28 protein-coding genes are annotated in these 26,023 nt (G+C 54.2%); 9 read left to right on the top strand and 19 right to left on the bottom strand.

The genetic code is table 11. The features are described 5' to 3' along the window. Positions 1 to 37 precede the first annotated feature (37 nt). From NUS69_RS02645 to eif1A, 9 genes are read right to left on the bottom strand one after another with little or no spacing between them, the layout of a single operon-like run. A complete protein-coding gene (locus tag NUS69_RS02645) occupies positions 38 to 841 on the bottom strand; it encodes a GTP cyclohydrolase IV (protein WP_258084895.1) in 804 nt (267 codons plus the stop codon). A gap of 49 nt (positions 842 to 890) precedes the next feature. Beyond that, positions 891 to 1,664: a DUF4129 domain-containing protein gene (locus NUS69_RS02640; protein WP_258084309.1), complete on the bottom strand. Its 774-nt coding sequence runs from the start codon at positions 1,662 to 1,664 to the stop codon at positions 891 to 893. After that, entirely contained in the window at positions 1,652 to 2,062 is a 411-nt protein-coding gene (locus NUS69_RS02635; protein WP_258084308.1) for a DUF1699 family protein, read from the bottom strand. The genes NUS69_RS02640 and NUS69_RS02635 overlap by 13 nt, the downstream gene beginning before the upstream one ends. A 4-nt stretch (positions 2,063 to 2,066) precedes the next feature. After that, positions 2,067 to 3,314, bottom strand: a complete 1,248-nt coding sequence (locus tag NUS69_RS02630) for a DUF530 family protein (RefSeq protein ID WP_258084307.1) — start codon at positions 3,312 to 3,314, stop codon at positions 2,067 to 2,069. Further along, positions 3,311 to 4,471, bottom strand: coding sequence for a DNA topoisomerase IV subunit A (locus NUS69_RS02625; protein WP_258084306.1), 1,161 nt, complete (start codon positions 4,469 to 4,471; stop codon positions 3,311 to 3,313). The genes NUS69_RS02630 and NUS69_RS02625 overlap by 4 nt, the downstream gene beginning before the upstream one ends. Beyond that, on the bottom strand, positions 4,464 to 6,158 hold the full coding sequence (gene top6B, locus NUS69_RS02620; protein WP_258084894.1) for a DNA topoisomerase VI subunit B: 1,695 nt from the start codon (positions 6,156 to 6,158) through the stop codon (positions 4,464 to 4,466). The genes NUS69_RS02625 and top6B overlap by 8 nt, the downstream gene beginning before the upstream one ends. A 2-nt stretch (positions 6,159 to 6,160) precedes the next feature. Further along, positions 6,161 to 6,859 carry a KH domain-containing protein gene (locus NUS69_RS02615; protein ID WP_258084305.1) on the bottom strand — a complete coding sequence of 233 codons (699 nt, stop codon included), beginning with the start codon at positions 6,857 to 6,859 and terminating at the stop codon, positions 6,161 to 6,163. Positions 6,860 to 6,870: 11 nt separating this feature from the next. After that, the gene (locus NUS69_RS02610; RefSeq protein ID WP_258084304.1) at positions 6,871 to 7,647 is read right to left on the bottom strand and encodes a serine protein kinase RIO; all 777 of its coding nucleotides are present in this window, start codon (positions 7,645 to 7,647) and stop codon (positions 6,871 to 6,873) included. 21 nt (positions 7,648 to 7,668) lie between these two features. Further along, complete coding sequence (gene eif1A, locus NUS69_RS02605; protein WP_258084893.1) at positions 7,669 to 8,034, bottom strand: translation initiation factor eIF-1A; 366 nt, start codon at positions 8,032 to 8,034, stop codon at positions 7,669 to 7,671. Between the two features lie 303 nt (positions 8,035 to 8,337). Here eif1A and NUS69_RS02600 point away from each other — a divergent pair, with 303 nt between their 5' ends. From NUS69_RS02600 to rnhB, 3 genes are all read left to right on the top strand, one after another. Further along, positions 8,338 to 9,132, top strand: coding sequence for a metal ABC transporter ATP-binding protein (locus NUS69_RS02600; protein ID WP_258084892.1), 795 nt, complete (start codon positions 8,338 to 8,340; stop codon positions 9,130 to 9,132). Then, the gene (locus tag NUS69_RS02595; protein WP_258084303.1) at positions 9,129 to 9,950 is read left to right on the top strand and encodes a metal ABC transporter permease; all 822 of its coding nucleotides are present in this window, start codon (positions 9,129 to 9,131) and stop codon (positions 9,948 to 9,950) included. Before NUS69_RS02600 ends, NUS69_RS02595 begins: the two co-directional genes overlap by 4 nt. Before the next feature lie 61 nt (positions 9,951 to 10,011). After that, complete coding sequence (gene rnhB / locus NUS69_RS02590) at positions 10,012 to 10,650, top strand: ribonuclease HII (protein WP_407704652.1); 639 nt, start codon at positions 10,012 to 10,014, stop codon at positions 10,648 to 10,650. Here the strand turns inward: rnhB and NUS69_RS02585 are convergent. Beyond that, complete coding sequence (locus tag NUS69_RS02585) at positions 10,625 to 12,004, bottom strand: ATP-binding protein (protein ID WP_258084301.1); 1,380 nt, start codon at positions 12,002 to 12,004, stop codon at positions 10,625 to 10,627. The genes rnhB and NUS69_RS02585 overlap by 26 nt on opposite strands. Positions 12,005 to 12,143: 139 nt before the next feature. Beyond that, on the bottom strand, positions 12,144 to 13,529 hold the full coding sequence (locus tag NUS69_RS02580) for a dolichyl-phosphate-mannose--protein mannosyltransferase (protein ID WP_258084300.1): 1,386 nt from the start codon (positions 13,527 to 13,529) through the stop codon (positions 12,144 to 12,146). Between the two features lie 59 nt (positions 13,530 to 13,588). On the opposite strand from NUS69_RS02580, the gene NUS69_RS02575 reads away from it, so the two are divergent. After that, positions 13,589 to 14,740, top strand: coding sequence for a methyltransferase domain-containing protein (locus tag NUS69_RS02575; RefSeq protein ID WP_258084299.1), 1,152 nt, complete (start codon positions 13,589 to 13,591; stop codon positions 14,738 to 14,740). On the opposite strand, the gene NUS69_RS02570 is transcribed toward NUS69_RS02575, so the two are convergent. Next, entirely contained in the window at positions 14,735 to 14,938 is a 204-nt protein-coding gene (locus tag NUS69_RS02570) for a PCNA-inhibitor (RefSeq protein WP_258084298.1), read from the bottom strand. The two genes, NUS69_RS02575 and NUS69_RS02570, sit on opposite strands and share 6 nt — an antisense overlap. A 163-nt stretch (positions 14,939 to 15,101) precedes the next feature. On the opposite strand from NUS69_RS02570, the gene glmS reads away from it, so the two are divergent. Together glmS and NUS69_RS02560 are read left to right on the top strand one after the other, a co-directional pair. Beyond that, positions 15,102 to 16,910: a glutamine--fructose-6-phosphate transaminase (isomerizing) gene (glmS, locus tag NUS69_RS02565; RefSeq protein ID WP_258084297.1), complete on the top strand. Its 1,809-nt coding sequence runs from the start codon at positions 15,102 to 15,104 to the stop codon at positions 16,908 to 16,910. Positions 16,911 to 16,920: 10 nt separating this feature from the next. After that, positions 16,921 to 19,785, top strand: a complete 2,865-nt coding sequence (locus tag NUS69_RS02560) for a peptide transporter (RefSeq protein WP_258084296.1) — start codon at positions 16,921 to 16,923, stop codon at positions 19,783 to 19,785. Here the strand turns inward: NUS69_RS02560 and NUS69_RS02555 are convergent. From NUS69_RS02555 to NUS69_RS02540, 4 genes are read right to left on the bottom strand one after another with little or no spacing between them, the layout of a single operon-like run. Further along, positions 19,782 to 20,186: a ParB/RepB/Spo0J family partition protein gene (locus NUS69_RS02555; RefSeq protein WP_258084295.1), complete on the bottom strand. Its 405-nt coding sequence runs from the start codon at positions 20,184 to 20,186 to the stop codon at positions 19,782 to 19,784. The genes NUS69_RS02560 and NUS69_RS02555 overlap by 4 nt on opposite strands. Next, positions 20,183 to 20,854 (bottom strand): class I SAM-dependent methyltransferase, encoded by a 672-nt coding sequence (locus tag NUS69_RS02550; protein ID WP_258084294.1) that lies wholly within the window; start codon positions 20,852 to 20,854, stop codon positions 20,183 to 20,185. Before NUS69_RS02550 ends, NUS69_RS02555 begins: the two co-directional genes overlap by 4 nt. 1 nt (position 20,855) lies before the next feature. Then, a complete protein-coding gene (locus tag NUS69_RS02545; protein ID WP_258084293.1) occupies positions 20,856 to 21,137 on the bottom strand; it encodes an MTH1187 family thiamine-binding protein in 282 nt (93 codons plus the stop codon). Further along, positions 21,137 to 21,418 (bottom strand): ubiquitin-like small modifier protein 1, encoded by a 282-nt coding sequence (locus tag NUS69_RS02540; protein WP_258084292.1) that lies wholly within the window; start codon positions 21,416 to 21,418, stop codon positions 21,137 to 21,139. The genes NUS69_RS02545 and NUS69_RS02540 overlap by 1 nt, the downstream gene beginning before the upstream one ends. A 65-nt stretch (positions 21,419 to 21,483) precedes the next feature. Between NUS69_RS02540 and NUS69_RS02535 the strand changes: the two genes are divergently transcribed. Beyond that, entirely contained in the window at positions 21,484 to 22,242 is a 759-nt protein-coding gene (locus tag NUS69_RS02535) for a hypothetical protein (protein ID WP_258084291.1), read from the top strand. On the opposite strand, the gene NUS69_RS02530 is transcribed toward NUS69_RS02535, so the two are convergent. After that, positions 22,205 to 22,879: an adenylate kinase gene (locus NUS69_RS02530; protein ID WP_258084891.1), complete on the bottom strand. Its 675-nt coding sequence runs from the start codon at positions 22,877 to 22,879 to the stop codon at positions 22,205 to 22,207. The genes NUS69_RS02535 and NUS69_RS02530 overlap by 38 nt on opposite strands. A 56-nt stretch (positions 22,880 to 22,935) precedes the next feature. On the opposite strand from NUS69_RS02530, the gene NUS69_RS02525 reads away from it, so the two are divergent. Then, positions 22,936 to 23,382, top strand: a complete 447-nt coding sequence (locus NUS69_RS02525) for a single- stranded DNA-binding family protein (RefSeq protein WP_258084890.1) — start codon at positions 22,936 to 22,938, stop codon at positions 23,380 to 23,382. Positions 23,383 to 23,524: 142 nt separating this feature from the next. Here NUS69_RS02525 and pyk read toward each other — a convergent pair whose 3' ends face one another. Continuing rightward, positions 23,525 to 24,958, bottom strand: coding sequence for a pyruvate kinase (gene pyk / locus NUS69_RS02520; RefSeq protein WP_258084290.1), 1,434 nt, complete (start codon positions 24,956 to 24,958; stop codon positions 23,525 to 23,527). A 92-nt stretch (positions 24,959 to 25,050) separates the two neighbouring features. Here pyk and NUS69_RS02515 point away from each other — a divergent pair, with 92 nt between their 5' ends. Continuing rightward, positions 25,051 to 25,512 (top strand): peroxiredoxin, encoded by a 462-nt coding sequence (locus tag NUS69_RS02515; RefSeq protein ID WP_258084289.1) that lies wholly within the window; start codon positions 25,051 to 25,053, stop codon positions 25,510 to 25,512. Positions 25,513 to 25,551: 39 nt separating this feature from the next. Here the strand turns inward: NUS69_RS02515 and NUS69_RS02510 are convergent, their stop codons facing one another. Further along, positions 25,552 to 26,013: a hypothetical protein gene (locus tag NUS69_RS02510; RefSeq protein ID WP_258084288.1), complete on the bottom strand. Its 462-nt coding sequence runs from the start codon at positions 26,011 to 26,013 to the stop codon at positions 25,552 to 25,554. Positions 26,014 to 26,023: the final 10 nt, after the last annotated feature.

Raw genomic sequence — 26,023 nt, 5'->3', positions numbered from 1 at the left:
TGCCAAAAATGGCGGACATGCATCGAATTTCGAACCATCAGCTCCACGTCTCCGCTATCACATCGTGCTTGTGGATGCTCTCGTTGCTGATGACCTTCACGTGGACCTTGCCCCTGAACCGCTCCTTGGCCTTGGCGAATATCTCCCTCGCGACGTCTTCCACGAACTTGGGGTTTCTGTACATGCCTTGGACCACGGCGTTCTCATCTATCGTCTTCAGCAGGGTGTAGGTTGGATGACTGAAGGAACTCTCCACAACGTCTATCATGTCCTCGAGGGCTATCTCCTCGTCAAAGGCCGTTCTCACCTCAAGCTCTCCAATGGCTCTCTGTATGTGGGTCTTTCCGTTGTTGTTGGCCATGGCGTGGGGACAGGCTGTGTTGCCGATGACCTTGACCCTAAGAACTTTCTCAAACGAACCGTTCTCATTTTTGATGACGCCGACCTCGACGTCGTAGGGCTCGTAGGTCGTCCTTTTACTCGCCGGAGTCTCGCGCGGGATTATTAGATGGGTCCTTATCCAGACCTCGGCGCGCCTGTGCGGGTGCTTTCCTTCCAGTCTACGGATTATACACCTTCCAAGCTCCTCGAGCGACCTGTGGGCCTGCATGACCTCTTCCTCAACCGCCTCACTCATGGCCTCGGTTATGCTCTCCACGAGCCGGCTCATGTGTATTCCCTTCTTCTCTCCCGGAACGTCTATGGTTATCTCAAACACTGGAAGGAAGGTGTACACCCGACCCTTCCAGTTTATCCTCGCCACGGTGCGAAGGTTTGTGATTCCGACGCGGTGAAGGCGCTCCCTTATCTCTGGGGTCTCCTCCTGGGTCTCGACGAGCATGAGCATCACCCTCTTTTTTAGGGGCTTCTAATTCGACCGCTTTTTAAACCTACCTAAGCAGCTCCATGAGTCGGTCATAGCTCCTCCTGGCGGCGGCGACATCGGCCTCGTCCAGCCTGCCGGCATATTTGGCCTTCTCGAATATCCTCGTGAGGACGTCGATGTCTTCGAGGTCAGGGAAGATTTCCCTCAGCTTTTCTTTGTGCTCCCAGTGTGTCCAGCTCTCCTGATAGGGGTAGCCCCTCATGACGAGGCCGGCCACGACGTTTTTGTACATCTTTATGACCCTCTCCGCGGGGGTGCCCTCTATGGAGTCGTAGGTCATCTGGGGCTCGAACCTGACCTCAAAGGGAACCCTCTTCGGTTTCTTACGCCTCCTCACCGTGAGGAGGAACAGGATGAAGACTATGAAGGGAATGAGATAGAATATCTCGGGGAGCTCCCTTAGAGTAACGACGAAGTCGCCGGAGGTGACGTTGTACCAGACCCCTGAGAGGGTTTCCCCCACTTTGCCCCCGTTCACGAGGTCTTCCGGTTTCTTTTCGAAAAGCAGTTTGATGGCAACGAACATCGCCAGAAGCGTTATGGCGCCCGCAAGGATGTTGCCCCTCTTGGTTCTCTTCATCCCCCTCTCAAAGTTCCCCTCAAGGAGCATCTTCAGCACGTAGCCTGCAGCCGCAAACAGGAAGAGGTTGGCGAAGAAAAAGACCCACTCGAAATTGAAGACCGTAGTCCCCCCGTGAACTGCCGTCCTGCCTAGGAGCGTGGAGAAGAGGATAAAAGACACGAAAAGAACCAGATACAGGGTCTTCAGCCTTTCCATCGCCGGACACCCAGCTGCTCGATCATGTAGTAAACCGTCCGGAGCGGGATGCCCATCCTGGCGCTTATCTCCTTGGGGGGAACGCCGTTCATTATGAGGTTCTGAACCTCCTTAATGGTTCCCTCGTCGTATTTCCTGGGCCTTCCCCGGGGGTAGCCCTCGGGGACGAGCTCTATACCCATCTGGGCGAGGGCTTTGACGGCCTTTTTCGAGACCTTGGGATAGAGGCTCGGGGGGCAGGAAATTTTTCTCACGTTGGGGGCGCGCTCAAGAATCCTCACGAGTATCTCCTTCGTCGGGCGGAGGTTTACGTAGACCTCCGTAACCTCATCGCTCAGCACCTCGTTGAGCTTCCTTATGAGTTCAGAATTGTTTCGCGCCTTAACCTCCACCCTCATAGGCTCACCCCTGGAGGAGGGCCAAAAACTGCTTGGCCTTATCACTCTTCGGCAGGAACTTCTCAAACTTCTTCGTGTCGGCGAAAAGAGTCCTGTGCAGGCCGGAAATCACGAACTTCCTGATGGCCTCCTCAAGTTCATCCTTCGGCACGCCGAGAAGCTCGGCAACCCTCTCTTCACTGTATTCGCTCATCCCGTAGAGGAGAACCGCGCCGAGGAGGTAGTTGGGAACGCTGGTCAGATCCTTCCTCTTTCCAACGAGGGCATTCTCCATCTCGCACTTCCTTATTATGAGCATACTGCCGTGACCCGTCCTAAAGTTAGGCTCGTTCCGGAAGGGAAGGTCAAATATCGAGTAGTGGCAGTCTATGCAGAGCTTTATGTTGGGGTAGAGGCCGAGAGTTTCCCTCTCGTTCTCGGAGGTGAGGAAATAGTAGCGGAAGAGGTCGAGGCCAAGTTTTTCGGCGCCCTTCTCCGGATCAAGGACAGAATAGGCCAGGGAGAGGTTGTCAACTGTATAGTGGTTGTTTATCAAAACCCCCTTGGTCTTGACGAAGCTCAGCACGCGCCAGCGGAAGCGCCTTCCGTAGCGCTTTCTCAGCTCCCCCTCTATGTCGGCGTCCGCCGGCAGGTCAATCCGGGCCTTTTTGAGCCTGTTGTTCTCCCAGTACTCGACTTCTATCCTAAGCCCGCGCGTCCTAACGGTTCCCTTCTCGCGGAGCTTGCCCTTTATGAACTTGAAAGACTCCCTGACCGCTATGCTCTCCCGGGCGAGGAGCCTCAGGACATCGCCGGAATAGGCCAGGTGGGGCAACACTTCTATCCTGCCTACCTGAACATTCCTCGGGACGGCCTCAACATTCTCAACGTTTTCCCTCGTGAGCTCCTTGAGGGTTACAGGTTTCTTCCCGAGGAAGAAGGTGTAGTTGGCGGAGATGAGGGCAAGGGCCATCTTGTGGGCGGTTATCGCCGCACGGAGCCTTTCAAGGGCGAGAATCCTGTTGCGCTTCTTCTTGTAAATCCACTGGATGTGAGGATCGCGGTCACGCTTGCCCATGCCCCTGACTGATGGGGTGGTCTCACCAACTCTCCTTGAGAGGTCTTCCTCAAGCTCCTGAAGGAGGGAGAGGTTCTCCCTAAGGTGATAAGAAATGGACGGGATGTCGAAAGTCTCAAATAACCCGTCCATGTCTATCCCGATGTCGTCCAGTATCTTGTTCACCTGCGCGACGAGTTCCTCCGTCGTCGTCATGGCAGGAGCTCACCGTTGTTTATCTTTTCAGGTAGGTACTTCTTCGCCACGAATTCAAGGCTCTTGTTGGCCAGGGCCTGCTGCTCTATCCTGACCCCCATCTTAACGGCCATCTTGAGCTGCCTCTGCCACTCCTTGTTCTGGAACCACGGGTATTCCATCTCCTCCAGAATGCGCTTGTAGTCACCGGTTGGACCGCCCTTCTTGTTTGGCGGGATGCCCTTGAGCTTTTCAGTGACGTTCTCAAGGCCGTAGCGCTTTATGTCGTCCATGGTCATTCCCACGAACTTCGCCTCCGGAGTTGCGAGCTTGTCGCTCAGGTAGGCGAGGTTGATGGAGCCCTGCTTTATGGTGGAGTAGATGTACCAACCGTAGGGGTCTCCATCGGTGAAGACTATAATGGGCAGCCCTTCCTCGTAGTGGAGCCTGTGAATGAGCCTCCTGACTCCACGGGAGGCCTGGCCCTGGGTGGCTATGATGAGAGCGTTCTCCTTCTTCGGGAACTTTTCCTCGATGAGACGGTCGGCCATTGCTGCCGTCTCGACGACTAGGGCGTAGTCCACGTTAACCTCAACGAACTGGAGGTGCTCGACCGTTCCTGGAACCGCCCAGCCGCCCATACCGAGCTTTGACGTGTTGAACTCGTCCTCGCCGTCGCGTATAACTATGTCACCGTAGATGTAGCCGCGCCTGTCGGCCGTGAGGTGCATCTCCTCACGCAGGACGCCGAGCATCCTTTCGAGGTCTTCGATGATGGGATCGCTTTCGCGCTGGTCTTCGAAGGTGTTCTCCTTCGTTCCCGGGATGGTGTGCTTGTTGGCGTAGTAGGCTTCACGAAGGCTCGCGTGCTTGCCCTCGCTTACCAGCCTTTTAACGTAGGCCATTATGAGTAAGGTCTGCATGAACTTTCTTGCATGGGCTACGTTGAGGAAGTACCTCCTGGAGAGTTTGTCCCCCATCCTGATGACGCGCCTCTTCTCGTCGAAGTAGACGTTGTTCAGTCCACGCATCGGGATGTCGAAGTAGGGGTTCTTTCCGGCCTTTATGTCTTCAAGAACCCTCCTTCCATACTCCTCCAGCTTGGTGAGCACCCTGGTCGGGTCGTAGGAAAAGCGCTCCCTGGGCTTCTCACGTTTGACGACCTTGGATTTAGGCATTCTCGCTCACCTCGTTAAGCTCACCCTCTTTGGCTGCAAAGCGGCTCTCTATGAAGGCCAGGAAGTAGCTCTTAACGGCGTCCTCCTCCTCTCCCGTCAGGACGCTTAGAGCCCTCGCTATCTCGGGCACATACTTCTCGAAGGTCTTCTTCCTCTTGACCTGGTAGAGCTTCCTGTGCTTGCCGCTCAGATATGTCTGAAGCCTCCTGGCGGCGTCCATTATGGCCAGCCTTATCTCGTTCTGGATTTCCTCGACGTTGGCTATGCTCTGCTTTCCTGTGCCGGTGTATGGGACGTGGACGCTGATGACGTTTATCATGAGCACCACCGGCGCGCGGTCGAGGTCGTCAACCTTATAGCGCTTCCAGTCTATCGAGCGTGCCGCGAGCGTCGTTACACACGAGCCTGCGTCAAAGAGCAGCGGAACCCTGTTTGCATAGCGGAGGAGCTCAAAGCCACCCGGGATTTCACCGCCATAGGCAAGGCCAACCTCCACCTGGAAAGGAATACCACCTGAGTAGACCTTCGGCGATCTCGTTACAGCGGTAACGAACTCCGGCTTGAGGATTCCCTTAAGGCCCTTCTCAATGTTCTCCTCGCCTATCGGCCTGAGGCCATGAGTCGGGGGAGCCAGGAACTTCATGTACTTGAAGGCCTCGACTATCTCCTCAGCCTCGTGCCAGGTGAGCTTCTCGGGCGGCTTCTCCATAATCTTGGCGACCTGCTTGACGACCTTCGTGTATCCCCTGAAGGAGCGGAGGACGGCCTTAACCTCGCCCTTCATGAGCCTCTCGTAGAGCTGCTCCTGGACGTTCTTGTCCTCCTCCGTCTTTATGAGCCTCAGCGCGGCGATGTACTCTATCAGCTCGTCTATCTTCTTGTCGCTTATCCTTGAGAACTCGCCGACGAGGAAGCGCTTCACGGTGTTCCTCCTAGTTTTTTTGGCCATCCTGTAAACGTCGTCGGTAAGGACACCGCGCGGGTGGGGCTTCATCTCAACCGGCGGTTCCGGAATGTAGTCGCTCGACCTCGGGAAGACTATGAGCTTCCCATCAGGCTCTATGAGCTCGATGTGGGCGTGTGGGTTCGCTATGGCGGTGAGCTTGAGGTACCAGTAAACGCCCTGCTTGGAGCGTATGTAGCGGACGTTCTTCACCTCAAGCTCTATCCTCGTCCCGCGCCAGCCCTTCGGGTTGGGGTGCTTCTCCTTTTTGACTATTTTACCCTCGTTCTTGTCAACGTCAATCTTAACCCAGGCCTCGATGGTTTTATCGCCGCCGGTGGAGGTGATGACGCGCGTTGCCTTTCCGCTCGTTATCTGGGCAAACATGACTGCACCGCTTATACCTATACCCTGCTGGCCCCTGCTTTGTATGTTCCTGTGGGCCTTGGTTCCGGCGAGCATCTTACCGAAAACGTGGGTTATGTACTTCTCGGGGATTCCCGGTCCGTTGTCCTCCACTATGACCTTGTAGTGCTCCCTTCCAAGCTCCTCTATCTCAACGCGGATGTAGGGGGGAATTCCTGCCTCCTCACAGGCATCGAGGGAGTTTGTAACTGCCTCATGGACGACCGTGGTAAGGGAGCGTATCTTGCCTGTGTAGCCAAGCATGGCCGCGTTTCGTCTGAAGAACTCACTGACGCTCTGAATCTTGAACTCCTTAAACAGCTGACTTGCTTCGGCCATTTTCATTCCTCCTCGTTCTTCTCCAGTTCGCCGCCAAGGGCCTCGTAATAGCTCATGCTCTCCAGTTCAAGGTCCTTCTTTCTCCTTTCGAGGTATTTGTAAACGACACCGTGCGGGGAGCCCTTGGCGAGCTTCTCTATTGCAGTTTTGGCAACCTCAACCTGAATCGGGTTGCCGATTATCGCGACGGTCTTGCCGTAGACGCTCACATCAGCACCGCTCATCTCCTCGATTATCTCGCGTGTTCTCCCTTTCCTGCCGATTATCCTTCCCCTAACGCGCGGAAGGGCGTTCTTGTCGTTGCCGATGACTATGTCGGTAAGGTTGACCACCTCAAGGACTTCGCCCTCGTTGAAGAGCCTGAAGGCCCTCTCCGGCGAGAAGCCCCTCCCAATGGCCATGACAACATCGCGCGCCTTCCAGACGGCGAGCGGGTCGTCAGTCTCCTTTGTGGCGGTTATGAACACCTCACCCGTCTCGCTGTCTATCTCTATCTTGGTCTTCGTTCTCCTCTCTATCTCCCTCTTGGTCTGTCCCTTCTTTCCTATGACGACCGCCACCCTGTCTTTGGGTATCCTCAGGAACTCCTCCTGCTCTCCCAGGGCGGCGTAGCTTATCTCCTCCTCGGGGGCTTCCCGAATGGGCTTGCCGTCTTTGTCAAGGCGTTCGTACTTCTTAAGGAGTCTCTCAAACTCGTCCATACTCTCACCCTCTAAAGGCCAACCAGCTCGCGGAACTTATCGTCAAAATTATCAACATCCACACCTTTTCTACTGAAGTAATTAATGACGTTCCTCAGATCACGTTTAAGCAGCTCCAGGCTCATGCGGTTCCTCTTCACGGTCGCCTGGGACCAGTCTATGACCACCGGGCCGTCGTGGAGCAGTATGTTGTACTCGCTCAGGTCGCCATGGACCATATCGCCCCTCTTCCAGAGCCTCTCGATAACCCGCATCGTGAAGTCGTAGAGCTCCTCGAAGTCGCTGAGCTCAAGCTCGCGCTCCATATCCTTGAGCCTTGGAGCGGGTAAATCATCGCCTATAAACTCCATCACCAGGATGTTGTTGCGGAAGATTACGGGCTCGGGGACGCGAACCGCGTATTTTATCGCCCGCTGGAGGTTCTTAAACTCCCGCCGCGTCCAGACAAAGACGAGCTTCCTCAGGTCCTTTGGCAGGTAGCCGACTCGCGGGTCTGCAGCCAAATACTCCCATATGCGTCTGAACTCGGTGGTGTAGGTCCGGTATATCTTCACCGCCACCCTGTTGCCCTCGCTGTCAATCCCGGCGAAGACGTTGGCCTCTTTCCCCGTGCTGATTACACCGTAAAGTGCCTCGACCTTTCCCCTCCTGTGCAGATAGGCGAGGGTCTCCTTGGTGGTTCTGTCAAAGACCTCGTTGGCTATCTTATAGAGTTCACTGTCCTTTTCGCGCCTCTCCCTGAGGCCGAGCATGTCCTCGATCTCCCGCTCGATGACCTCTTCGCGCATCGCTATCACTCAGTGCCATGCTCAGAAGAGCATCTCGCCGCCGGTGAGGAAGTCCTGGCTTATCTTGCCCTTCCTTAGGAGCCAGTCAACCTGGGTTCTGGTGTAGCGGTACACTATGTCGCCCCTCTCATCGGTCTGAACCGGCCAGGGCTGGACTATGACGACGTCTCCAACGCGCATCCACATGCGCCTCTTCAGTTTGCCCGGAATCCTGCATCTTCTGATTTTTCCGTCCTCGCAGCGGACGTCCATCCACCCTGAACCCAGGGCCTGTTCTATTACTCCAAAGAGCTGTCCTTCCTTTGGCAGGGGGACACGAATAACCTCGTCACCCTGAACCTGCCTGTTCTTTTTCTTTCCTCCTCTTCCACCCTTGTGGTACGCCATGAGCATCACCTCCAGCGAGTATGTTCGAGCCCTTATAAACTTGAGCCTTGCAAAAATTTTCTAATGGGAGTACAGGCCTGTGCTTTTAAAATTTTTGCACAAAGCCCCTGAGAGAATAACCGGCAGCACAGTCGCCCTGGAACTGCCGCCGAGAACGCCAGCCACTATCCACACAAGTCCATCGAGGAATGCAAAACCTTGAAAACCGGGGTCACTCCAATATTGACCCCATCTGGTATCCCCCCACGAACAGCACATGAAGGTTTAAAAGCGCGCCGTTCAATCTGGAGTCCGGAGATGTTTATGGCAGCGGTAATCGCTAAGAACCTCACAATAACCTACGAGGGGAAGCCGGCAGTTGAGGGGGTTGACTTCCTCCTCGAAGAGGGCGAAACGCTCCTCCTCCTCGGGCCGAACGGTGCCGGCAAGACCACTCTCCTCAAAACGATAGCCTGCTTTCACAGGGAGTACTCCGGGGAACTCAGGGTCTTTGACAGACTCCCGTGCGATGCGAGGGAGCTGATTGGCTACGTCCCCCAGAGCCACACCCTCAACGAGAAGGTTCCGCTAACGGCTTTAGAGGTAGTTGCGATGGGGGGCATCTACCGGAAGGGCTTCGCGCACTTCAAAATGCCCCGAGATGTGGTGGAGAAAGCGGCAGAAGTTCTCAGCTTCGTTGGACTGTCCGGCTTCGAGAGCAGGCTCTTCCGCGAGCTGAGTGGCGGTCAGAAGCAGAGGGTTCTTCTCGCAAGGGCGCTCATAAGCGACCCCAAGTTGCTCCTACTTGATGAACCCCTCTCGGCCCTTGACCCCAGCGCGAGGGTGGAGGTTGCAAACGTCCTTGAGAGGATAAAGGGTGAGAGGAACATAACGATGATAATCACAACCCACGATATAAACCCCTTAATAGAGCTGGGGGACAGGGTCATGCTGCTCAACAGGCGCCTTGTGGCCTTCGGCAGGCCGGAGGAAGTCCTCAGAGACAGCATTATCAAATCCGTCTACGGCCCGCTGGCCAGGGTGGTGCCCGTTGAGGGCAGGCTCTTCTGCATAACCGGGGACGCTCACCTCCACGAGCACGGGGGTGGGGGACTGTGATTCCGGAGTACCTCCTGCGCGCCATACTGGCGAGCATTATGGTCAGCGTTCTCCTTGGGATGCTCAGTCCGCTAATCAACACGAAGGGGCTGGCCTTTCTAACCCATGCGCTCTTCCACTCCCTTCTCTTCGGGGCTGTCCTGGGGATGATACTCGGACTGCTCTTCGAGAACCTCTCACTGGTCATGCTCACGGCGCTGGTCGTGACGGTCGCAGTGGTTCTCATTATAGCCCAGCTTGAAAGGGCAGGGTTTTCCCCGGACTCGGCGGTAGGAATCGTTGCGAGCTTTGTGGCGGGGCTGACAGTTTTGGGTTTCGGCGTCCTGTACAAAGTCATGGCGGGCAGGCCGTACTTCCCCCTCAGCCAGAGCATAGTCTCGTACCTCACGGGCGAAATATTCCTGATAACCCTCAACGACCTCACGGTGCTCGTCCTAGGCGGAGCGGTTCTGTTCTTCCTGATGATTTTCCTCTACCGCGACTTTCTCTACCTCAGCTTTGACCCGGAGGGAGTGGAAAGCTACGGAGGCAACGTGAGGGCCTATCTGACGGTTCTCTACGTCCTCGTCGGTGCCATCGGAGCGCTTATAGTGCAGACCGTAGGGCTGATTACCCTGCAGGTTGTGGCCGTACTTCCTGGTGCAATAGCGTTAATGGTGAGTAGCGACATAAGAAAGGTTCTCGCCGTTAGCCTCGTGCTGACCCTCGCGATACAGCTCTCCTCGGTAATCCTTGCGTATTTCACGGACATACCCCCGAGCGGTCTGGCAACGATAATGCTGGGCATCATCTACGGTGCCCTGCTCTTCAGGAGGTGAGACCTTGGGCAGAAAACTCGCCGGGATTGATGAAGCCGGAAGGGGGCCGGTCATAGGTCCAATGGTAATAGCGGCAGCGGTTGTTGACGAGAAAAACGTTCCGAAGCTCGAAGAGCTCGGAGTCAAGGACTCCAAAAAGCTGACACCCAGGAGGAGGGAGAGGCTGTTCGGTGAAATAATCCCACTTTTAGATGATTATGTAATTCTGGAATTATGGCCAGAGGAGATTGACTCCCGCGCTGGAACGCTCAACGAGTTCGAGGTGGAGAACTTTGTCAGGGCCCTCAACTCCCTCAGGGTTAAGCCCGACGTGATATACGTTGATGCAGCAGACGTGAAGGAGGCCCGCTTTGGCGAGGAGATAGGGGCAAAGCTGAACTTCGAGGCGGAAATTATCGCCGAACACAGAGCCGACGACAAGTTCGTGCCGGTTTCTGCCGCTTCAATCCTGGCGAAGGTGACCCGCGACAGGGCGATAGAAAAGCTGAAGGAGGAGTACGGGGAGATTGGAAGCGGCTATCCGAGCGACCCGAGGACAAGGAAGTTCCTTGAGGAGTACTACAAAGAGCATGGCGATTTTCCGCCGATAGTCCGGCGGAGCTGGAAGACGCTGAGGAAGATAGAGGAAAAGCTGAAGGCAGAGATGGAGGTCAGAAAATCAAAGAAAGGACAGGTCAGTCTGGATGAGTTTTTGAAATGAATTCAAAGTCCCCCAAGTCCCAGATTAAAACGCTCTCTTCCCTCAGCTCCTCCTTTCCTTCCACGCTCTTCGCCACGAGGCCATAGTGGTGTTCCCATTCATCCAGCCCAACAAGCTCAGCCTTCCTCTCCAAATCCTTCAAAATCCCCCTCGCCTCCCTCTCGCTCAACTCCCTCCACTTGACCTCAACGAGCAGGGCTTTCTTTTCACGCTCGTTCAGCGCGAGAATATCAATCTCCTCGCCCTTACGCCACCAGCGGCCGATTTTCGTGAATCTGAAGGGAAGCCTTCCGGCCTTGTTGAGCTGGATGAGGAACTGATTTGCAACGTCCTCAAAAACCCCTCCGAGATAGTGGTTGTACTCCTCCATGAACTCCCCCCAGAATTCAAGGCTTTCAAGCTCTATCCAATCCTTATAGCGCTCAACGAAGCGGAAGTAAAATGCCAAGTAGTTGTCCGCTATACTGTACAGCGTGTTCTTCGTCTTTGGACTGGCCGTAACTGGTATCCCCCTCCTGAGAAAACCGAGACGCTCAAGAACCTCGACGTACTTGAAGAGGTTCGAGCGCGGTATTCCGGTGAAGGCGCTTATCTCGTTGAACCTCCTCTTTCCCTCGGCTATCGCCTTGAGAATCAGCTTGTAAACCCTAGGCTCCCTCAGCTCGCTTGAAAGGAGGAAATCACCTTCAGCATAGAGAAAGCCCCTCTTGTCGAAGGCTAGCCTTTTCACGTCATCGAACTTCTTGAAAAGCTCAAGATAGGCTGGAATCCCGCCGGTTATCCCGTATATCCTGACCGCCTCCTCAACACCTACACCTAAGAGCCTCCAGGAATCGAAGAAACCCAGCGGGGAGAGCTTAATCTGGCCGTCCCGCCTGCCGTAGAGCGGGCTCTTCTGGCTCAAAACGTGCTCCTCCATCATTCCCACGGAAGAGCCGACGAGGAGCAGGTGAAGGCTTGACGCCCTCACTATCTCGTCCACTATGTACTGGAACTCGCTGAGAACCCTTTTGTCGGACTGGATCAGGTAGGGGAACTCATCTATGACCACGACAAGCTTTCCCCTCTCGGCCAGATACCTGAAAACGTCTCCAAAGCTCGAAAACGACTCCTCGCTCAGATAAGGGATAGAGAACCGCTCAAGAACTAGCCTTGAAAAACCCCGGAGGTTGTCGAGGTACGTACTGTTGCGGGCAAGGTAGTAAATTGCCGGTTTGTCTGCTATGAACTCCTTGATTAACCTCGTCTTGCCGACCCTCCTCCTGCCGTAAACGGGGAGGAATGAATTGTCCATCCCCCACAGCCTTTCGAGGAACCCAAGCTCCTTCTTCCTGTCAACGAAAGTTATTGGCATAGTATAATACTCAGCTTATAACTTTTTAAGGATTTCGTTTGCGGAGTGGAATGCGAAGCCCACTTGAGAAGCCAACATCTTCTCGAAAATTCAAAAATAAGGAAGGAAGAGAAAAGCCTAACGGCATCTTAACGGTTTTTCACCTCCACAGCCTCAGCCTTATTCTGTCCTTTATCTCGAACAGCCATTCGAGGTACAGCCACAGGGAGTCCGTGAATGCCTCCCAGCGCAGGAGCTCCTTCAGCGCAACGCCCATGACCATTGCCGCCGGAGGTACGAGGACGGTAGCGTAGAAGCTGAACTGGGTCGTCCCCCCGAGGAGATACTGAAGGATGAAGAAGCCAACCGTGCTCCAGAACACGCCGTAGGGAATCAGCAGCTTCCCCCTCCTCCGGTACAGCCAGGGGAGGGCGAGTATGAACAGAACCATGCTGAGGAGCAGGAACGGGTCCGTCTGGGCGAATATGTTGGGGTTGTAGTGGAAGGGGAAGGCCTTCTTGTTTATGAACCACTCCCAGACTGGCGAAGCCGCGGGATGGCCGCCCTTGTTCGAGAGGTGCCAGCGGAAGCTACCCAGTATATCCTCAACCCATTGTTCGAAGCCCACCGCCCTTATAGCCACAAAGTTGGGGATGAGAAATCCCAAGGCTGGGAGAACCGCTATGGTGAGCAGAAAACCCGTCAGCTTCCGTTCGCCCTTGAAAGCCTTTACCAGGAGCACGGGGTAACCGAACGCCCCGCTGAGCTTGGCGGCAGCGGCAAGGCCGACAGCAAAGGCTGAAGCTTTTTTCCGCTCATAGACCAGCAACGTCGTGAAAAGGGCCACGAAGAGGGCCACGTGGATGTCCAGCATGGCCGTTACAGCGGTGGCTTCGAGGGTCGGGTCCGCGACGGTAAAGATGAGGGCTATGAGCGCCGCGAGGTAGCTGCCGCTTATCCTGTACGTTGCCAGAACGACCAGGACGCCTATCAGGACGAAGGCGATTATTCCCGGCAGGCGCCAGTTTATGGGCTTGTCCTCGACGAGCATGCCGAGCATTATGATGTCCTTCCCCAGGAAGGGGTGCTCGGTGTTTAGGTAGTTCTGGATGTTGTCCTTGTCGGGATACCTGTAGCCGGGGACTACGTAGTATGCATCCACCGGTATCTCCGCGGACAGGGCGTTGAGGAAGCCCTCCACGTTGTCCGAGGGTATCTCGAAGTAAACGCCCGGAAACTTGAGGTACTCCATCTCGTAGGTTGCGTTGTACCGGAGGGCTATCTTCTCAACGTCGTACTGGTATTTTATCCGAACGCTCGTGTTTGAGAAGATCACGTTTATCCCCGCTGAGTTCGTTGTTTCGTTCACGTAGTGAAGATCAACCCCAAGCCTGTGGAGAACGTTCCTGCTGGCAGGGACGTACCAGACCTCATCTCCGATGTAGTCCCTTAGGTCAGAACGGGAGGCGAAATCGTAGAGATACCAGAATGAACCGAGCAGTATGACGGCCGAAATCGCGATGAAGAGGGCCCTTTTCCAGTCCATTTTACCACCGGATAGATTAGCGCGGCAACGTTTTTAAGCCTCTCCCCCTAGGCGGAAACATGCTCAGCGGGATCACTGAGGAAAAAATCAGAGAAGCCGTGGACATGATAAGACGCGGTTTAGACGAGAGGAAGCTTCGCGCCAAGCTCGGTGAGAACTGGGAGCTCATAGCCGAGATAGCGAGGGCCAGAATAAGGGCAAGGGACAAGTTCTCCCGGGACGATCTCTGGATGGACCTGGAAGGCCTGCGTTACGCCACCCATGAAGCGGTGGCAAAATACCGTGCCGAACGTCTGAGGGAGTTTGGTGTCAAAAGCATAGCCGACGTCTCCTGCGGGATCGGAATTCAGCTGATCTTCTACGCGATGAAGGTTGAGAAGGCCTATGGAATCGATATCGACCCCCTAAAGGTGGAGTTCGCTCGGAGGAACGCCGAGCGCTATGGGGTTCACAACATCGAGTTCATAAACGCCGATTCGCTCAGCAAAGATACTGTTGAGAAGGTTAATGCCGAGGTAATATTCTCGGACCCGGCGAGACCACCTGAGATGCCCGAGAGAAGACTGGAAGACCTCCTGCCGAGCCCTCTTGAGGTGTACAGGACTTACAAATCCAAAACGGACGCCTTCATCTTTGACCTGCCTCCCCAGATGAGGCGGGAGAGGGTTCCCTGGAGGGGGGAGTTCGAGTATATAGACCTCTTTGGGGCACTCAACAGACTGACATTCTACACAGAACCCCTGGCAAAAGCCGAGAGGAGCGCCGTCATCCTGCCCGCTGGAGCGAGGCTTGAGAGCGATCCTGATCTGGAGAACATAGTCGAATGGACTGAAAAGCCGGGCGAGTATCTCTATGAGATCCCCCAGAGCGTTGATTATGCCGGTTTGATAAACGAGCTGTTCCATGTATTGGATGCGGACGCAAGGATGCTCCTCCGCGAGAAGAGGCGCGTTCTGGCGACGGGCAACGAGGAAGTCAGAAGCCCCTACCTCAAGAGAACCTACGCCGTTGTGGGCATCGTGCCCTTCCATCCGGTCAGGATAAACGACTTTCTCAGGAAGGAGGGCTTCGGCAGGGCAACCCTCAGGATAAGCGTGCCCGAAGGAGAGTACTGGAAGGTCAGGAAAAGGATAGAGGCGAACTTGAAGGGCGATAGAAGGGCCTTCGTTTTCCAGTTCGGGAAGCTGGCGATAATAGCGGAGGGGCTATAGTTCCTCGATTCTAGCGTTCCGTATCTTTTTTGAACCGATACGGAGCCTTTTGAAATAGTCCAGGTGTTCGTCGGGCAGAAAAGAGTCAAGACTGGTTGATTTTAGCCGTTTCTTCTTTTTACGCGCCCCTGCCTGCTCATCCCTCGCAGCAGCCCGCTGGGACGCGGGTCTCAGGAACTCGTCGAGCTTCCTGTCCATTACCCCACCCACATTCCGTATACCCTTAGGTATAAAGGTTTTTCCACCAATCGAAGGCTGAACCAAATGGTATATCAATGGGCACCGAGAGAGCGCAGTTGAGAAACGCTTTTAACTTCCGGCATTTATTTAGGGAAAGAGTAAGAGAGGCGGGTGGAAGGTAATGTGCGGTATAATCGGCTATATCGGAGACGGCAGAGCCTCCCGGATTATTGTCAAGGGCCTAAAAAGGCTCGAATACAGGGGATACGACTCTGCCGGAATAGTTACGGAAGAGGATGGGAGGCTTTACATAAAGAAGGGAGCCGGGAGGATAGACGAACTCTCTAAAGAACTCGGCTTTCTAGAAATGCCCGGCAAAAGGGGAATTGGACATACCCGTTGGGCCACACACGGGATTCCAAATGACATTAACGCCCATCCCCAGACTGACTGCACCGGCAAGATCGCCCTCGTCCACAACGGCATAATCGAGAACTACCGCGAGCTCCGTGAGGAGCTTCTTAAACGTGGCCACCGTTTTGACAGCGACACAGATACTGAGGTCATAGCCCATCTCATAGAGGAGGAGCTCAAATCTGGAGGGAGCTTTGAGGAGGCCATGAGACGGGCCCTTCTCAGGCTCAGGGGTTCCTTCGCGCTCGGCATAATATACACCGAAGAGCCAGACAGGCTGTACTTCGTGAGGAACGAGAGTCCCTTAGTCCTTGGAATAGGTGAGGGAGAAAACTTCGCCGCGAGCGACGTTCCGGCCTTCCTTGAGTACACGAACAGGGTTGTTTTTCTGGACGACAGGGAGTACGCTATCATCGGAAAAGACTTCTGGGTGGTTAAGAACCTCGATAGCGGGAAAATCGTTGAAAAATCGATCCAGGAGATAGGGTGGAGCCTTGAAATGGCAGAAAAAGCGGGCTATCCTCACTTCATGCTCAAGGAGATATACGAGCAGCCAATGGCCATAAAGGACGCCATCCACGGAAACGCCGGGATAATCCGCTCGGTGGCGGAGGAGGTGGCCAGATACGAGAAAATATTCATAGTGGCCATGGGCACTTCGTATCATGCTGGCTTAGTTGCCAAGTACCTCTTCCAGAGGCTAGCAAGGAAGGTTCCAATCGTTGAGGATGCCAGCGAGTTCCGCTACGAGCTTGACGGCATTATAGACGAGAACACCCTTGTCATAGCCATAACCCAGAGCGGGGAAACGGCGGATACCCTCGCGGCCATGAAGCTGGCCAAAAGGAAGTGCGCAAAGGTTCTCGCGATAGTCAACGTTGTCGGGAGCATGGCTACCAGAATAGCGGATTTGACGCTCTACACCCACGCCGGGCCCGAGATAGGCGTCGCTGCCACCAAAACCTACACTACCCAGCTGACGGTTCTTACGATGCTCGCCATCGAACTGGCGAGAGTCCTTGGAACCGCTGAGGATGAGTACCTCGAAAGGCTGGGGAGGGAACTCAACACCGTCCCGGAACTTGTTGAGAGGGTTCTCAAACACGATGGATCGCTGAGAGAGCTGGCCGAGGGGCTCAAAGAAAAGAGGGACTTCTTCTACATCGGCAGGGGCATAAGCGTTCCAACGGCCCTTGAGGGCGCGCTCAAGCTCAAGGAGATAAGCTACATCCACGCGGAGGGTCTGAGCGCCGGCGAGCTGAAGCACGGTCCCCTGGCACTCCTTGAGGACGGCGTTCCGGTTGTGGCGATAGCGCCCGGCGGAAAGACCTTTGACAAAGTGGTCTCGAACATCGAGGAATCCAAGGCGAGGGGGGCGTATATAATAAGCATCGGAAACAGGGACGACCTGAGAAAGGTCTCTGACGTTTTTGTCAAGATGCCTGAAATGGACGAGCTCCTTACGCCGATAGTCTACGCTGTTCCACTCCAGCTCCTGGCCTATCATCTGGCCGTCCTGAGGGGCAACGACCCCGACAAGCCGAGAAACCTGGCCAAGTCTGTCACCGTTGAATGAGGTGGTTTGGATGGTGAAAACGAAAGTTAAGGAGAAACGAAAGAAGAAGGGGGAGAAAACTTCCCTTCCCGAGTACTATCGGAAGTTCAAGGCCTATGGCCTCCCCCTGATAGTCCTCATACTGGCCTACGCCGGCTTCAGGATAAGGAACGTCACCTCAAACTACAAGACCTTCCTCGACCCGGATACCTTCTTCCACTACGAGATGTACAGGATAGCCATCAGCGAGTGGATTCCTAAGTACTTTGCCTACGCTGACCCCCCCACGGGGATAAAAGCAAGTGGCTACCTCGGCCTTTACACCATTCAGGCTGTATTCTACAAAATTGTCTCGGTATTCGGCTACGACCAGCTGGGGGCGTTCAAACTCTGGCCGCCGTTCGTGGGGGCAATGACGATCATAGGAGTCTATCTCCTCGGAAAGAAGCTCCATTCCAACTGGGCCGGCCTCTGGGCGGCAGCGTTCATGATGTTTTCCTACGCCAACTTCAGCAAGACATACTCCGGCAACAACCGTGGTGAAGGACCATTCATGATGTTCTTCATCTACGCCGTGTTCCTCCTCATGGTGTATCTTGATGAGAGGGAATGGAACCTGAAGAAGATTCTCTCCGGGGCAACGTTTCTGCTTACCAGTGTCCTCTACATGGCAGCATGGACCGGAAGCACGTTCGGTGTCAGCATACTGCTCCTCTTCGCGGGCATCACTGTAGTGGTATTGTTCATATTTGGAATGGTGGATGCCCTAAGGCTTTTTGTCAGAGACTTCTTCCCGCTTTATGGTCTTTCACTACTCACCGGTATGGCACTATCCTACACAGGCTTCGTGGGAATAAGATGGTTTCTGATATTTGCCCTAGAGGGGTTCATTGCACTCAGTGCTCTCACTGCGATAATGCTCTACGGAGAAAGAGCTGGCTTAAAGTACTCGGACAAGAAGCACAGATTTGGAGTTGTAGCAGGTATAGCCATCTTTGCCGCCCTAGCATTTTACGGATATTTTGGAAAAGACCTGTTCAAGTTCCTGGGGGCAGCCACACAGTCAAATCCCCTCTACCAGACGGTGGCAGAGCTTGCGAAGACAGACTGGAACACAATAACTACATACTACAGCGTCAAAACGAAGGACGCCATAATCTTCATCCTCTCCGCTGTTGGGTTCCTTATAGTCGCCGCAAGGTTCGTTAGGAAGCTTGTTAAAAACGACCTCACCGGTCACAAGGAGGTATTCCTAGTTACGTACTACATCGGCTCACTCTATCTGCTCCTTCTGGCGGTTCGTTTCGTGTTCCAAGCCTCTGGAGCGATACTCCTGCTGGCGGGTGTTGCGGTTGGTGAGGCCTTCCTTTTTGTGGAGAACATGAAGGAGAGTGTAACAACGAAGGCACTCTACGCTGTCCTTCTGATACTCCTCTTCCTGCCTCTGCCTATTATAGGTGCCCAGTACATGGAAAGCGTTGCCACCAATTATGCTAAATCCCAGGGCTCCGTTCCGGCGGAGTGGGTCAACTCCCTCAACTGGCTCAAGGAGAACAGCAACCCGCTCGACAGCGCGACCAGCTGGTGGGACTACGGCTACTGGATTGAGTCCAGCCTGCTCAGCCACAGACGCTCGGCAACGGATGGAGGTCACGCCTACGACAGGCGTTACATTGTGGCGGACTTCTTCTCCCACTACGGAAACGAGAGCGAGCAGGACTTTGAGGCCTGGGAGCTGAATTACATGATAGTCTGGCAGCAGGACATCTACAAGTTCAACGCCATAAGCTACCTCGGTGGTGCGATAACATACGGCGAGTACAAGAGCAATCCGATGTTCCAGGTCATACCTGCCCAGTACATCCAGTACGCCAACGAGAGCGGAAAGACCGTTGTATACATAAACACAGGGAAGTACGCCTACCAGCCGGTGCTGACGATAGACCTCACCAAGGGACAGGTCATACAGGGCAGGGGCGATATACCCTACGTCCTCTATGTTTTCCAGGGCTACGGGCTTCTGGCGTACCGGAAGATAGCCTTCAGCAACTTCGTGAGGCTGGCGTTCCAGATACCGTTCTCCTTCGAACCGTGGGACGCCCAGATGCTCTTTGCCAACTTCAAACCGGTTCACAGGGACGGCGGAGTTTCGACCTACGAGTTCAGACCCTTCGCAGTTTACAGGATCGACAAGTTCGAGAACGGAACGTGGAAAGCCTTCTACAGCACACTCGGCGGTGGAAAACTCCCGCTGGGAGAACAGAAGTTGAGACTCTGGATATCGGCCTTTGGAAGGGACGTCAAGGATGCAACCCTCATCTTCGAGGCCTACAACGGTAGCGTGCTGGTGAAGAGGGAAATCCTGGCTGAGGGCATCAACATGAACCACCTCAACGAGACTCCCATCGAGGTCAGCCTGACCATACCCAACGCCACCAAGTACCGCTTCATCCTCGTTCAGGACGGCCCGGTTGGGGTTCTCGATGGGCCCGTCTATGTAAACGGCAAGAACGTCGACCCCAGCTACGTCCTCAAGGAGGGAGAAAGCGGGAAACTTAAGCTCACCGCCGCCTTCAGGGAGGAGCGCACGGTTGACCTCTACCTCAGGGCAAGCGTCGTCTACTACATCGCGCCCAACGGAAAGGACATCTATCAGGATAAGTTCTACCTCGAACCCCACCAGGACATTATAACCTACGTACTTGTCAAGAGCGGCATAAGCGTCGTCCCGGGAGACAATGAGATAACCGTTCAGGCTTCGATGCCCGACGGAGTCTTCGATGCATACATCCAGAAGCTCTACCAGAAGTACGGTGAGGACAAGGTCGTCATCGTCAGAAAGAGGGTAGAACCCGTCTTCATAACAAAGAAGGAGTACGTGGTCTGGGAGGGTTAATCCCTCACTATTTTCACGTCTTCGAGCCTTTTTAACCTCTCCTTTTCTGCCGTCTTGGCAACGCCGGGCACGAATTCCCCCTTTGGCTTGATTATGATTGCCTCAACCTCGCCAAAGCCCAGCTTCTTCAGGGCAAAAGCCCTGTGGTGGCCGTCTATGAGGTAGTATCTGCTCCCGTGTGGTATGACTATAACTGGGGCGTTGTAGCCGTGCTTTATCTCCTGAAGAACGACCAGAAGTTTGACCTCGCTCAGCGCCGCCTGGGTGGGCACGACGCTGGCGAGGGGTATAAATGCAGCCTCAAGTTCAAATTCGATGCCGTAAATCGCCTCGTATTCCCGTTTTATCCGCTCGGCTCGCTTCCAAGCCTCCTCACGTGTTATCAGCCTTATCCATCTCAAGGCTTCACGCCCCTGACCGCTATAAAAGCCGCAATGTCCTTGCAACGGCGGTGGAGCTTTCTGTCGAGGCTCTCGGCAAGGCCGTGGAACGGCCAGAAAGATGGGAAGAATATCACCCCGCCGCTCCGGACGTCGGCAAAGCCAGCATCTCTGAGCAGGTCTTCAAGCTCCCCCGGAGTATAGAAGCGAGCGTATCTGTAAGCGGTCTCCACGAACACGCTCTTAAGTCTCTTGAAGACGAACCAGGCGCTCCGTCCGTTCATAGTCGCTATAAGAACTTCGCCCCCCGGTTTCAGGACGCGGCTTATCTCAGCAACAACCCTCTCGGGCTCGTAAATGAACTCGAACATCGTAACGCTGAGAACAAGGTCAAAGCTCTCATCTGGAAAGGGGAGACTGTAGGCGTCGCCTTTTATGCAGTTCAGTCCCTTGGAGCGGGCCACCTCAAGCATACCCTCACTGGCATCCAGGCCGATCACGTCGAAGCCCCTCTTCTTCAGTTCGAGTGTGTAGTTGCCCGTCCCGCAGCCGAGATCGAGGGCCTTTCCTGATTTCGACTGCAGCATGGAAAAGACGAGCCACTTCTCAATCCTGTCAACGTACGTCCCGGTTTTTGTTCTGTACCAGTCATCGTATCTGCCAGCTATTCTGTCGAAGTACTCCGCCATATCACACCCTCATCTTGCCCTCAATAGTCAGGGGCTTATCGGTTCTATCGTCTATTCTAAGGCTTATGACGACCCTCTCTGCCCCGGCTTTGAGGATAGCCTCGTGACAGGCTTTCACCAGCTCAAGAATTTCCTCTACCGAACCCTCAACGACCGTGCCCATCGGACAGGTCCGGTACTTCAGCCCGCTCTTCCTGATAACTTCAATAACCGGCTCAATGTATCCCCCGACGCTTGGGCTCCCCGTCCCGAGCGGAAAGAGGCATATCTCAGCGACCGCCATCAACCACCACCGGCCGGGGGGAATATATGAACCTCATCGTCCTCTTTGAGTTCGGTATCAAGCCCTTTCAGGTGGAGCACGTTGTGTCCGTTAACCAGTATCATGCCGTCAACGGGCTTCCCTTCTGCAACACGCTCAGTTTCTAGGAGCTGTTTTCTGATCTCCGGACTGTAGCGTTCGGCCAGGTATTCTATGAGCTCACGAACCGTTTTTACACCGTGAACCTCAACTTCCTTAGTGCCCATGAGCTCCCTAAACGTCGCGTAAAATTTGACCCTCATAAAGAACCACCGGTATTAATTGATGGGAAACCCTTAAAGTGATTTCGCCATAATCCTATCATGGAGTGTTGAAATTGCTGAACGTCAATCCACCGGAATACTATCCGATTATCGATAAGCTCTTTGCAGGGAGGATTAAAGAGGCTGTGGAGGCCTTTGGAGCATCGTTGGAGGAGCTCACAGTTCTTGTCCAGCCCGAAGAGAGGGTGCTGAACCTGATCTTCCTTTTGAAGGTTAGGGGGCTCCGGAGGTTTCTCTCCATGGACATCGATCCTTTTGTCTACGGTCTTCTGGAAAAGCTGGCATCGGACGCTACGGAGACCCTCGGTAAGGTTTACGGAGTAAGGTTTTCAATCTCTGGCTTCAAGGTGGTCGACGAAGGGCCGGAGGAGACTCACTCAGGGAAAGTTCCCAAGCTAATCGTCAATGGGCCCGAGGAAATAAAGGGAACCCTTGAACGCCTTGGAAAAGGGCTTATAATAACCCTGAGGGAGTGGAACGTGGAGTTTTCAGCCCTCGCGGTAACTGTGCCATTCGAAGAGCCCCACGTACTAACGATAGTCCTGAAGATGGATCGCCTTCTCCCCCCGGAGGAAAAGGGCAATCTTGAGAAGAAGGTCAGACACAAAGCGAGAACGTATCTCAAAACACTGACCCGGAGGGTCTTTCCGCTTGAGGTTAAAATTATAGACCCCGAAGACAGAACCCTGGCCTCGATTCTCAAAAGAAAGGTTGAAATAGAGAAAGCAGCCGAGGAACTCGCCCAGAGTGAGGAAGTTCGGGAGCTCATGAGCCTCCTCGGGAAAGGGACTCTCGATTCCTGATGTAGTCCAGGAGGGGCCTTATCCTCTCCCAGACCTCATTTATACTGCCGTGCCCGTCTATTCTTACATACACGCCCTGTTTCTTATAGAACTTGATTATCGGCTCCATGTTCCTTACGTAAAGGTCGTAGCGCCTTCCAACTATCTCTGGCCTGTCATCTTTTCTCCGTACGATCTTCCCACCACATACATCACATTTTCCCGGAACTTTTGGGAGATGGTATCTGAGGTGATAGACCGCCCCGCACCTGGAGCAGATTCTCCTCCCCGAGATTCTCTCAACGCTCTCCTCCTTGGAGATGGATATCTCCATGGCGACGTCTATGCTCATACCGTGGTCGTAGAGGTAGTTCTCAAGGGCCAGAACCTGTTCCGCGGTTCTCGGATAGCCGTCTATGATGAAGTTTTTCCGGTCACGTCTCAGCCGTGAGATTATCAGCGTGTTGACAACAGTGTCCGGTATCAGGTCCCCCCGCGCAAGGTACCTCTCCAGTTCCCTGCCGAGAGAGCTTCCACGTTCGATTTCAGCGCGTATCATGTCTCCGGAGGAGACGTACGTCAGGCCATAGCGCTCGGTTATTGTCCTGGAGTGGGTGGACTTGCCGCTTCCGGGAGGGCCAAATATCAGGATGTTCATTTTTCTCACCGTTAGTTATTTATTTCCCAAAGGATAAAACACTTATGGTGGTGGCCATGAGGCTGAGCACCGGCTTTGTCCGTGCATCCGGATACGCCCACAAGGTGAGACGCGTTCTCTTCGCACTGACGCGGAAGAAAGTTGATCCGAGAGAGGTTATCAGAGCGGCGGGAGAGCTGAACCAGAAAATCTTCGAGAAGCTCCAAGAGCTCGGCGTTGAGAAGAGCGACGTCATCAGGATAACCGTGCCATTCAGGATCGAGGAGGGGACTATCAAATGGGACTACGAGGGACTGAGCATCGAAGTCTACAGAAAGAGCGAGGAGGAGAAGCTCGCAATGGCAATGGAAGAAATCGAGGAGCGCGAGAGGGCGCTGGAAGAGCAGATAAAGGAGCTCGAAGAGCTGGCACTTCAGCTCAGAGAGACCAGTGAAAAGATTCTGGAAAAGCTGGAGGAGCTCAAGCAGGAGCACACATCGCTGAAGCTCAGGGCAGAGGAGTGAGGAAATCAAGGGAAATACTGAGTCGGATAGCACACGTATTTTTATCTTTATCTTGTTTATCTCCGCTATTAATGCCCCGTCTTTCCCGTTACACCTTGATTTCCCTTTGTTGATACCAACGCCCATAAATTGGATAAAAATCTCAAACCGAAAAGATCCTAATCGTGTTCGTTCCTACAGTTTTGCCTATGGGCGTCCCCTTCGTCAGCAGTACGGTGTCGTTCTCCCTTACAAGCCCGAGACCTTTTATGACCCTCAGTATCTCATCCTCGCTGGTTTCGCTCACGACGAATGGATAGACTCCATAGGAAAACATTAGATTGTTTGCCACCTTCTCGTCAGTTACAAACGCCAGAATCCACTGCCGGGGTTTAAACCTCGATATCAGTCTTGCCGTCTGGCCGGTCCTCGTTGGGGTGAGTATGTATTTGACGTCTATTGAATTCAGGGCTTCCATTATGCTCCTTGCAATAGCATCCTTTATCGTCCTTCTCCGGGCACGGCCAGACCTCTCCCCCGGCTTCATCTCGGCCATCATCGACGTCCACTGGGACTCCCTGTAAGCCTCCGTTGTCTTGGCTATCTTTGCCATCATCTTCACGGTATCCACGGGGTACTTGCCAACGGCGGTCTCCTCTGAGAGCATGACCGCATCGGTTCCGTCCAGTATGGCGTTGGCAACGTCTGTGACCTCTGCCCTCGTCGGCAGTTTCTCCTCGGTCATGCTCTCAAGCATCTGGGTTGCAGTTATCACGGGTTTGCCGGCACAGTTAGCTTTGTGAATGAGCCTCTTCTGGAGTATCGGGAGTTTTTCTATCGGCATCTCAACGCCGAGGTCACCCCTGGCAATCATGATGCCGTCGGAGGCGTTCAGGATTTCATCGAAGTTCCTGACAGCGTCAGGTCTCTCAATTTTGGATATAATGAACATGCTGGCGTTCCTTTCCTCTATAAAACGCCTGACCTTTAACACATCGTAGGCCGAGCCGACGAAGCTTATCCCAACTGCATCGACACCGTGCTCTATGGCGAACTCTATCAGCCTCAGGTCTCTTTCTGTGATTGCGTCTATTGCCATCCGGGCCTTCGGTATGTTGATGCCCTTGTGGGAGAAGAGGGTTCCACCAACGAGAACTTTGCACGTGACGTCCTGCGCTTCAACTTTCTCAACGCGGAGTGCTATAAACCCGTCGCTCAGGTAGATAACGTCCCCCTTCGATACCAGCTTTGGGAAGTCTTTGAACTGTATTGGGATCACCGCCTCATTTCCAATGACGTCCCTCGTGGTCAGCGTTATGGTCTGCCATCTTCTCAGAACAACTGAACCACCCGCTATCTCCCCTACCCTGATTTTGACGCCCGGCAGGTCGCCCAGGATTGCAACCGGCCTGTTCAGCCTGCTGGATGCTCTTCTTATTATCTCTATGGTCTTTGCATGTTGTTCTTCATCGCCATGGGCGAAGTTTATCCTCGCCACGCTCATTCCCGCCTTTATCATGGCCTCAATCGTCCTCTCCTTAAGTGAAGCTGGCCCTATGGTGGCTATAATCTTGGTCTTGTGGGAAGGCAGCCTCATGGTCTCACCTGAGACTCCATTTTATCGCACCACCTAAATAACGTTACCGGAACTTTTATGAATTAGGTTGTCCTAATTACTTTGGTGGTCATATGAACCCGCTTGAGGTCAGGGTGGTTGATGAGAACGGGGAAGAGATAAGCCTCAGGGATGCAGTCCTCGGAAAGTGGACCGTGCTCTACGTTTATCCCAAGGACAACACGCCAGGATGCACAACAGAAGCGAAAGAGTTTACGGAGCTCCTCCCAGAGTTCGAAGAGCTGGGCTTCCAGGTTATCGGCGTTTCAAGGGACTCCGTAAAGAGCCACATAAAATTCAAAGAGAAGCACGGGCTCAGGATAAAGCTCCTCAGCGACCCGGGGGCAGAACTCATAAAAGCCCTCGGCGCCTGGGGCAAGAAAAAGCGCTACGGAAAAGAGTACGAGGGAGTGGTAAGGAGCACGTTCATATTTAACCCAAACGGTGAGATTGTGTGGCAAAAGACCAACGTCCGGGCAAAGGGACACGCGGCAAAGGTCCTAGAGGAAGCGAAAAAGCTGGTCAGCGGTTCATAGAATGAACATCTCAAAACAAAAAAGTGAAGAGCTTGGGGCTCACTTCATAAGAACGAAGCCCACTATGTCGCCATCGTAGGCCAGGAAGACCTTAACCCCGTGGAGGGTCTCGTAGGCGGCATAGACGTCCAGCTCGCTGAGGTCGTAGTTACCCACGACCTTCCCGACGTAGTCGCCGTCGTAGACGAGCTTCTGGACGGTTATGCCGCGGGGGTTGGTGAACTCTTCAACGGTAATCTGGGCAAGATAGTCGCTTACTTCCGCGGGGTCGACGCTGACCTCGGTTAGGTTTGCGGACTTAACTCCAAGCCCCATGTATGGTGTACCTTCTCCAGCCATCATGCCGCCGTTTCCATGCCCCATGCCCCTGGCGTAGGCCATTGGCGTGGTGCCCCTCTCAACTTCCGGGTTAGGCCCCGGAGTGCCCTGGTATGCCGCAACGGCTCCAAATACAAGGCCGAACACGGCCAGTGCCATAAATCCAGCCAGCAACTTCTTCATGTCATATCAC

The organism is Thermococcus thermotolerans (assembly GCF_024707485.1).
GTDB lineage: Archaea > Methanobacteriota_B > Thermococci > Thermococcales > Thermococcaceae > Thermococcus > Thermococcus thermotolerans.
Note: the sequence above shows the minus strand (reverse complement) of the source record. Positions and strands in the feature narration are given on the sequence as shown.

What these genes read in the sequence shown, in the direction of transcription:
- NUS69_RS02645 (WP_258084895.1), bottom strand. Translation starts at nt 841, where the DNA reads ATGCTCGTCGAGACCCAGGAGGAGACCCCAGAGATAAGGGAGCGCCTT.
- NUS69_RS02640 (WP_258084309.1), bottom strand. Translation starts at nt 1,664, where the DNA reads ATGGAAAGGCTGAAGACCCTGTATCTGGTTCTTTTCGTGTCTTTTATC.
- NUS69_RS02635 (WP_258084308.1), bottom strand. Translation starts at nt 2,062, where the DNA reads ATGAGGGTGGAGGTTAAGGCGCGAAACAATTCTGAACTCATAAGGAAG.
- NUS69_RS02630 (WP_258084307.1), bottom strand. Translation starts at nt 3,314, where the DNA reads ATGACGACGACGGAGGAACTCGTCGCGCAGGTGAACAAGATACTGGAC.
- NUS69_RS02625 (WP_258084306.1), bottom strand. Translation starts at nt 4,471, where the DNA reads ATGCCTAAATCCAAGGTCGTCAAACGTGAGAAGCCCAGGGAGCGCTTT.
- top6B (WP_258084894.1), bottom strand. Translation starts at nt 6,158, where the DNA reads ATGGCCGAAGCAAGTCAGCTGTTTAAGGAGTTCAAGATTCAGAGCGTC.
- NUS69_RS02615 (WP_258084305.1), bottom strand. Translation starts at nt 6,859, where the DNA reads ATGGACGAGTTTGAGAGACTCCTTAAGAAGTACGAACGCCTTGACAAA.
- NUS69_RS02610 (WP_258084304.1), bottom strand. Translation starts at nt 7,647, where the DNA reads ATGCGCGAAGAGGTCATCGAGCGGGAGATCGAGGACATGCTCGGCCTC.
- eif1A (WP_258084893.1), bottom strand. Translation starts at nt 8,034, where the DNA reads ATGGCGTACCACAAGGGTGGAAGAGGAGGAAAGAAAAAGAACAGGCAG.
- NUS69_RS02600 (WP_258084892.1), top strand. Translation starts at nt 8,338, where the DNA reads ATGGCAGCGGTAATCGCTAAGAACCTCACAATAACCTACGAGGGGAAG.
- rnhB (WP_407704652.1), top strand. Translation starts at nt 10,012, where the DNA reads ATGGTAATAGCGGCAGCGGTTGTTGACGAGAAAAACGTTCCGAAGCTC.
- NUS69_RS02585 (WP_258084301.1), bottom strand. Translation starts at nt 12,004, where the DNA reads ATGCCAATAACTTTCGTTGACAGGAAGAAGGAGCTTGGGTTCCTCGAA.
- NUS69_RS02580 (WP_258084300.1), bottom strand. Translation starts at nt 13,529, where the DNA reads ATGGACTGGAAAAGGGCCCTCTTCATCGCGATTTCGGCCGTCATACTG.
- NUS69_RS02575 (WP_258084299.1), top strand. Translation starts at nt 13,589, where the DNA reads ATGCTCAGCGGGATCACTGAGGAAAAAATCAGAGAAGCCGTGGACATG.
- NUS69_RS02570 (WP_258084298.1), bottom strand. Translation starts at nt 14,938, where the DNA reads ATGGACAGGAAGCTCGACGAGTTCCTGAGACCCGCGTCCCAGCGGGCT.
- glmS (WP_258084297.1), top strand. Translation starts at nt 15,102, where the DNA reads ATGTGCGGTATAATCGGCTATATCGGAGACGGCAGAGCCTCCCGGATT.
- NUS69_RS02560 (WP_258084296.1), top strand. Translation starts at nt 16,921, where the DNA reads ATGGTGAAAACGAAAGTTAAGGAGAAACGAAAGAAGAAGGGGGAGAAA.
- NUS69_RS02550 (WP_258084294.1), bottom strand. Translation starts at nt 20,854, where the DNA reads ATGGCGGAGTACTTCGACAGAATAGCTGGCAGATACGATGACTGGTAC.
- NUS69_RS02545 (WP_258084293.1), bottom strand. Translation starts at nt 21,137, where the DNA reads ATGGCGGTCGCTGAGATATGCCTCTTTCCGCTCGGGACGGGGAGCCCA.
- NUS69_RS02540 (WP_258084292.1), bottom strand. Translation starts at nt 21,418, where the DNA reads ATGAGGGTCAAATTTTACGCGACGTTTAGGGAGCTCATGGGCACTAAG.
- NUS69_RS02530 (WP_258084891.1), bottom strand. Translation starts at nt 22,879, where the DNA reads ATGAACATCCTGATATTTGGCCCTCCCGGAAGCGGCAAGTCCACCCAC.
- NUS69_RS02525 (WP_258084890.1), top strand. Translation starts at nt 22,936, where the DNA reads ATGAGGCTGAGCACCGGCTTTGTCCGTGCATCCGGATACGCCCACAAG.
- pyk (WP_258084290.1), bottom strand. Translation starts at nt 24,958, where the DNA reads ATGAGGCTGCCTTCCCACAAGACCAAGATTATAGCCACCATAGGGCCA.
- NUS69_RS02515 (WP_258084289.1), top strand. Translation starts at nt 25,051, where the DNA reads ATGAACCCGCTTGAGGTCAGGGTGGTTGATGAGAACGGGGAAGAGATA.
- NUS69_RS02510 (WP_258084288.1), bottom strand. Translation starts at nt 26,013, where the DNA reads ATGAAGAAGTTGCTGGCTGGATTTATGGCACTGGCCGTGTTCGGCCTT.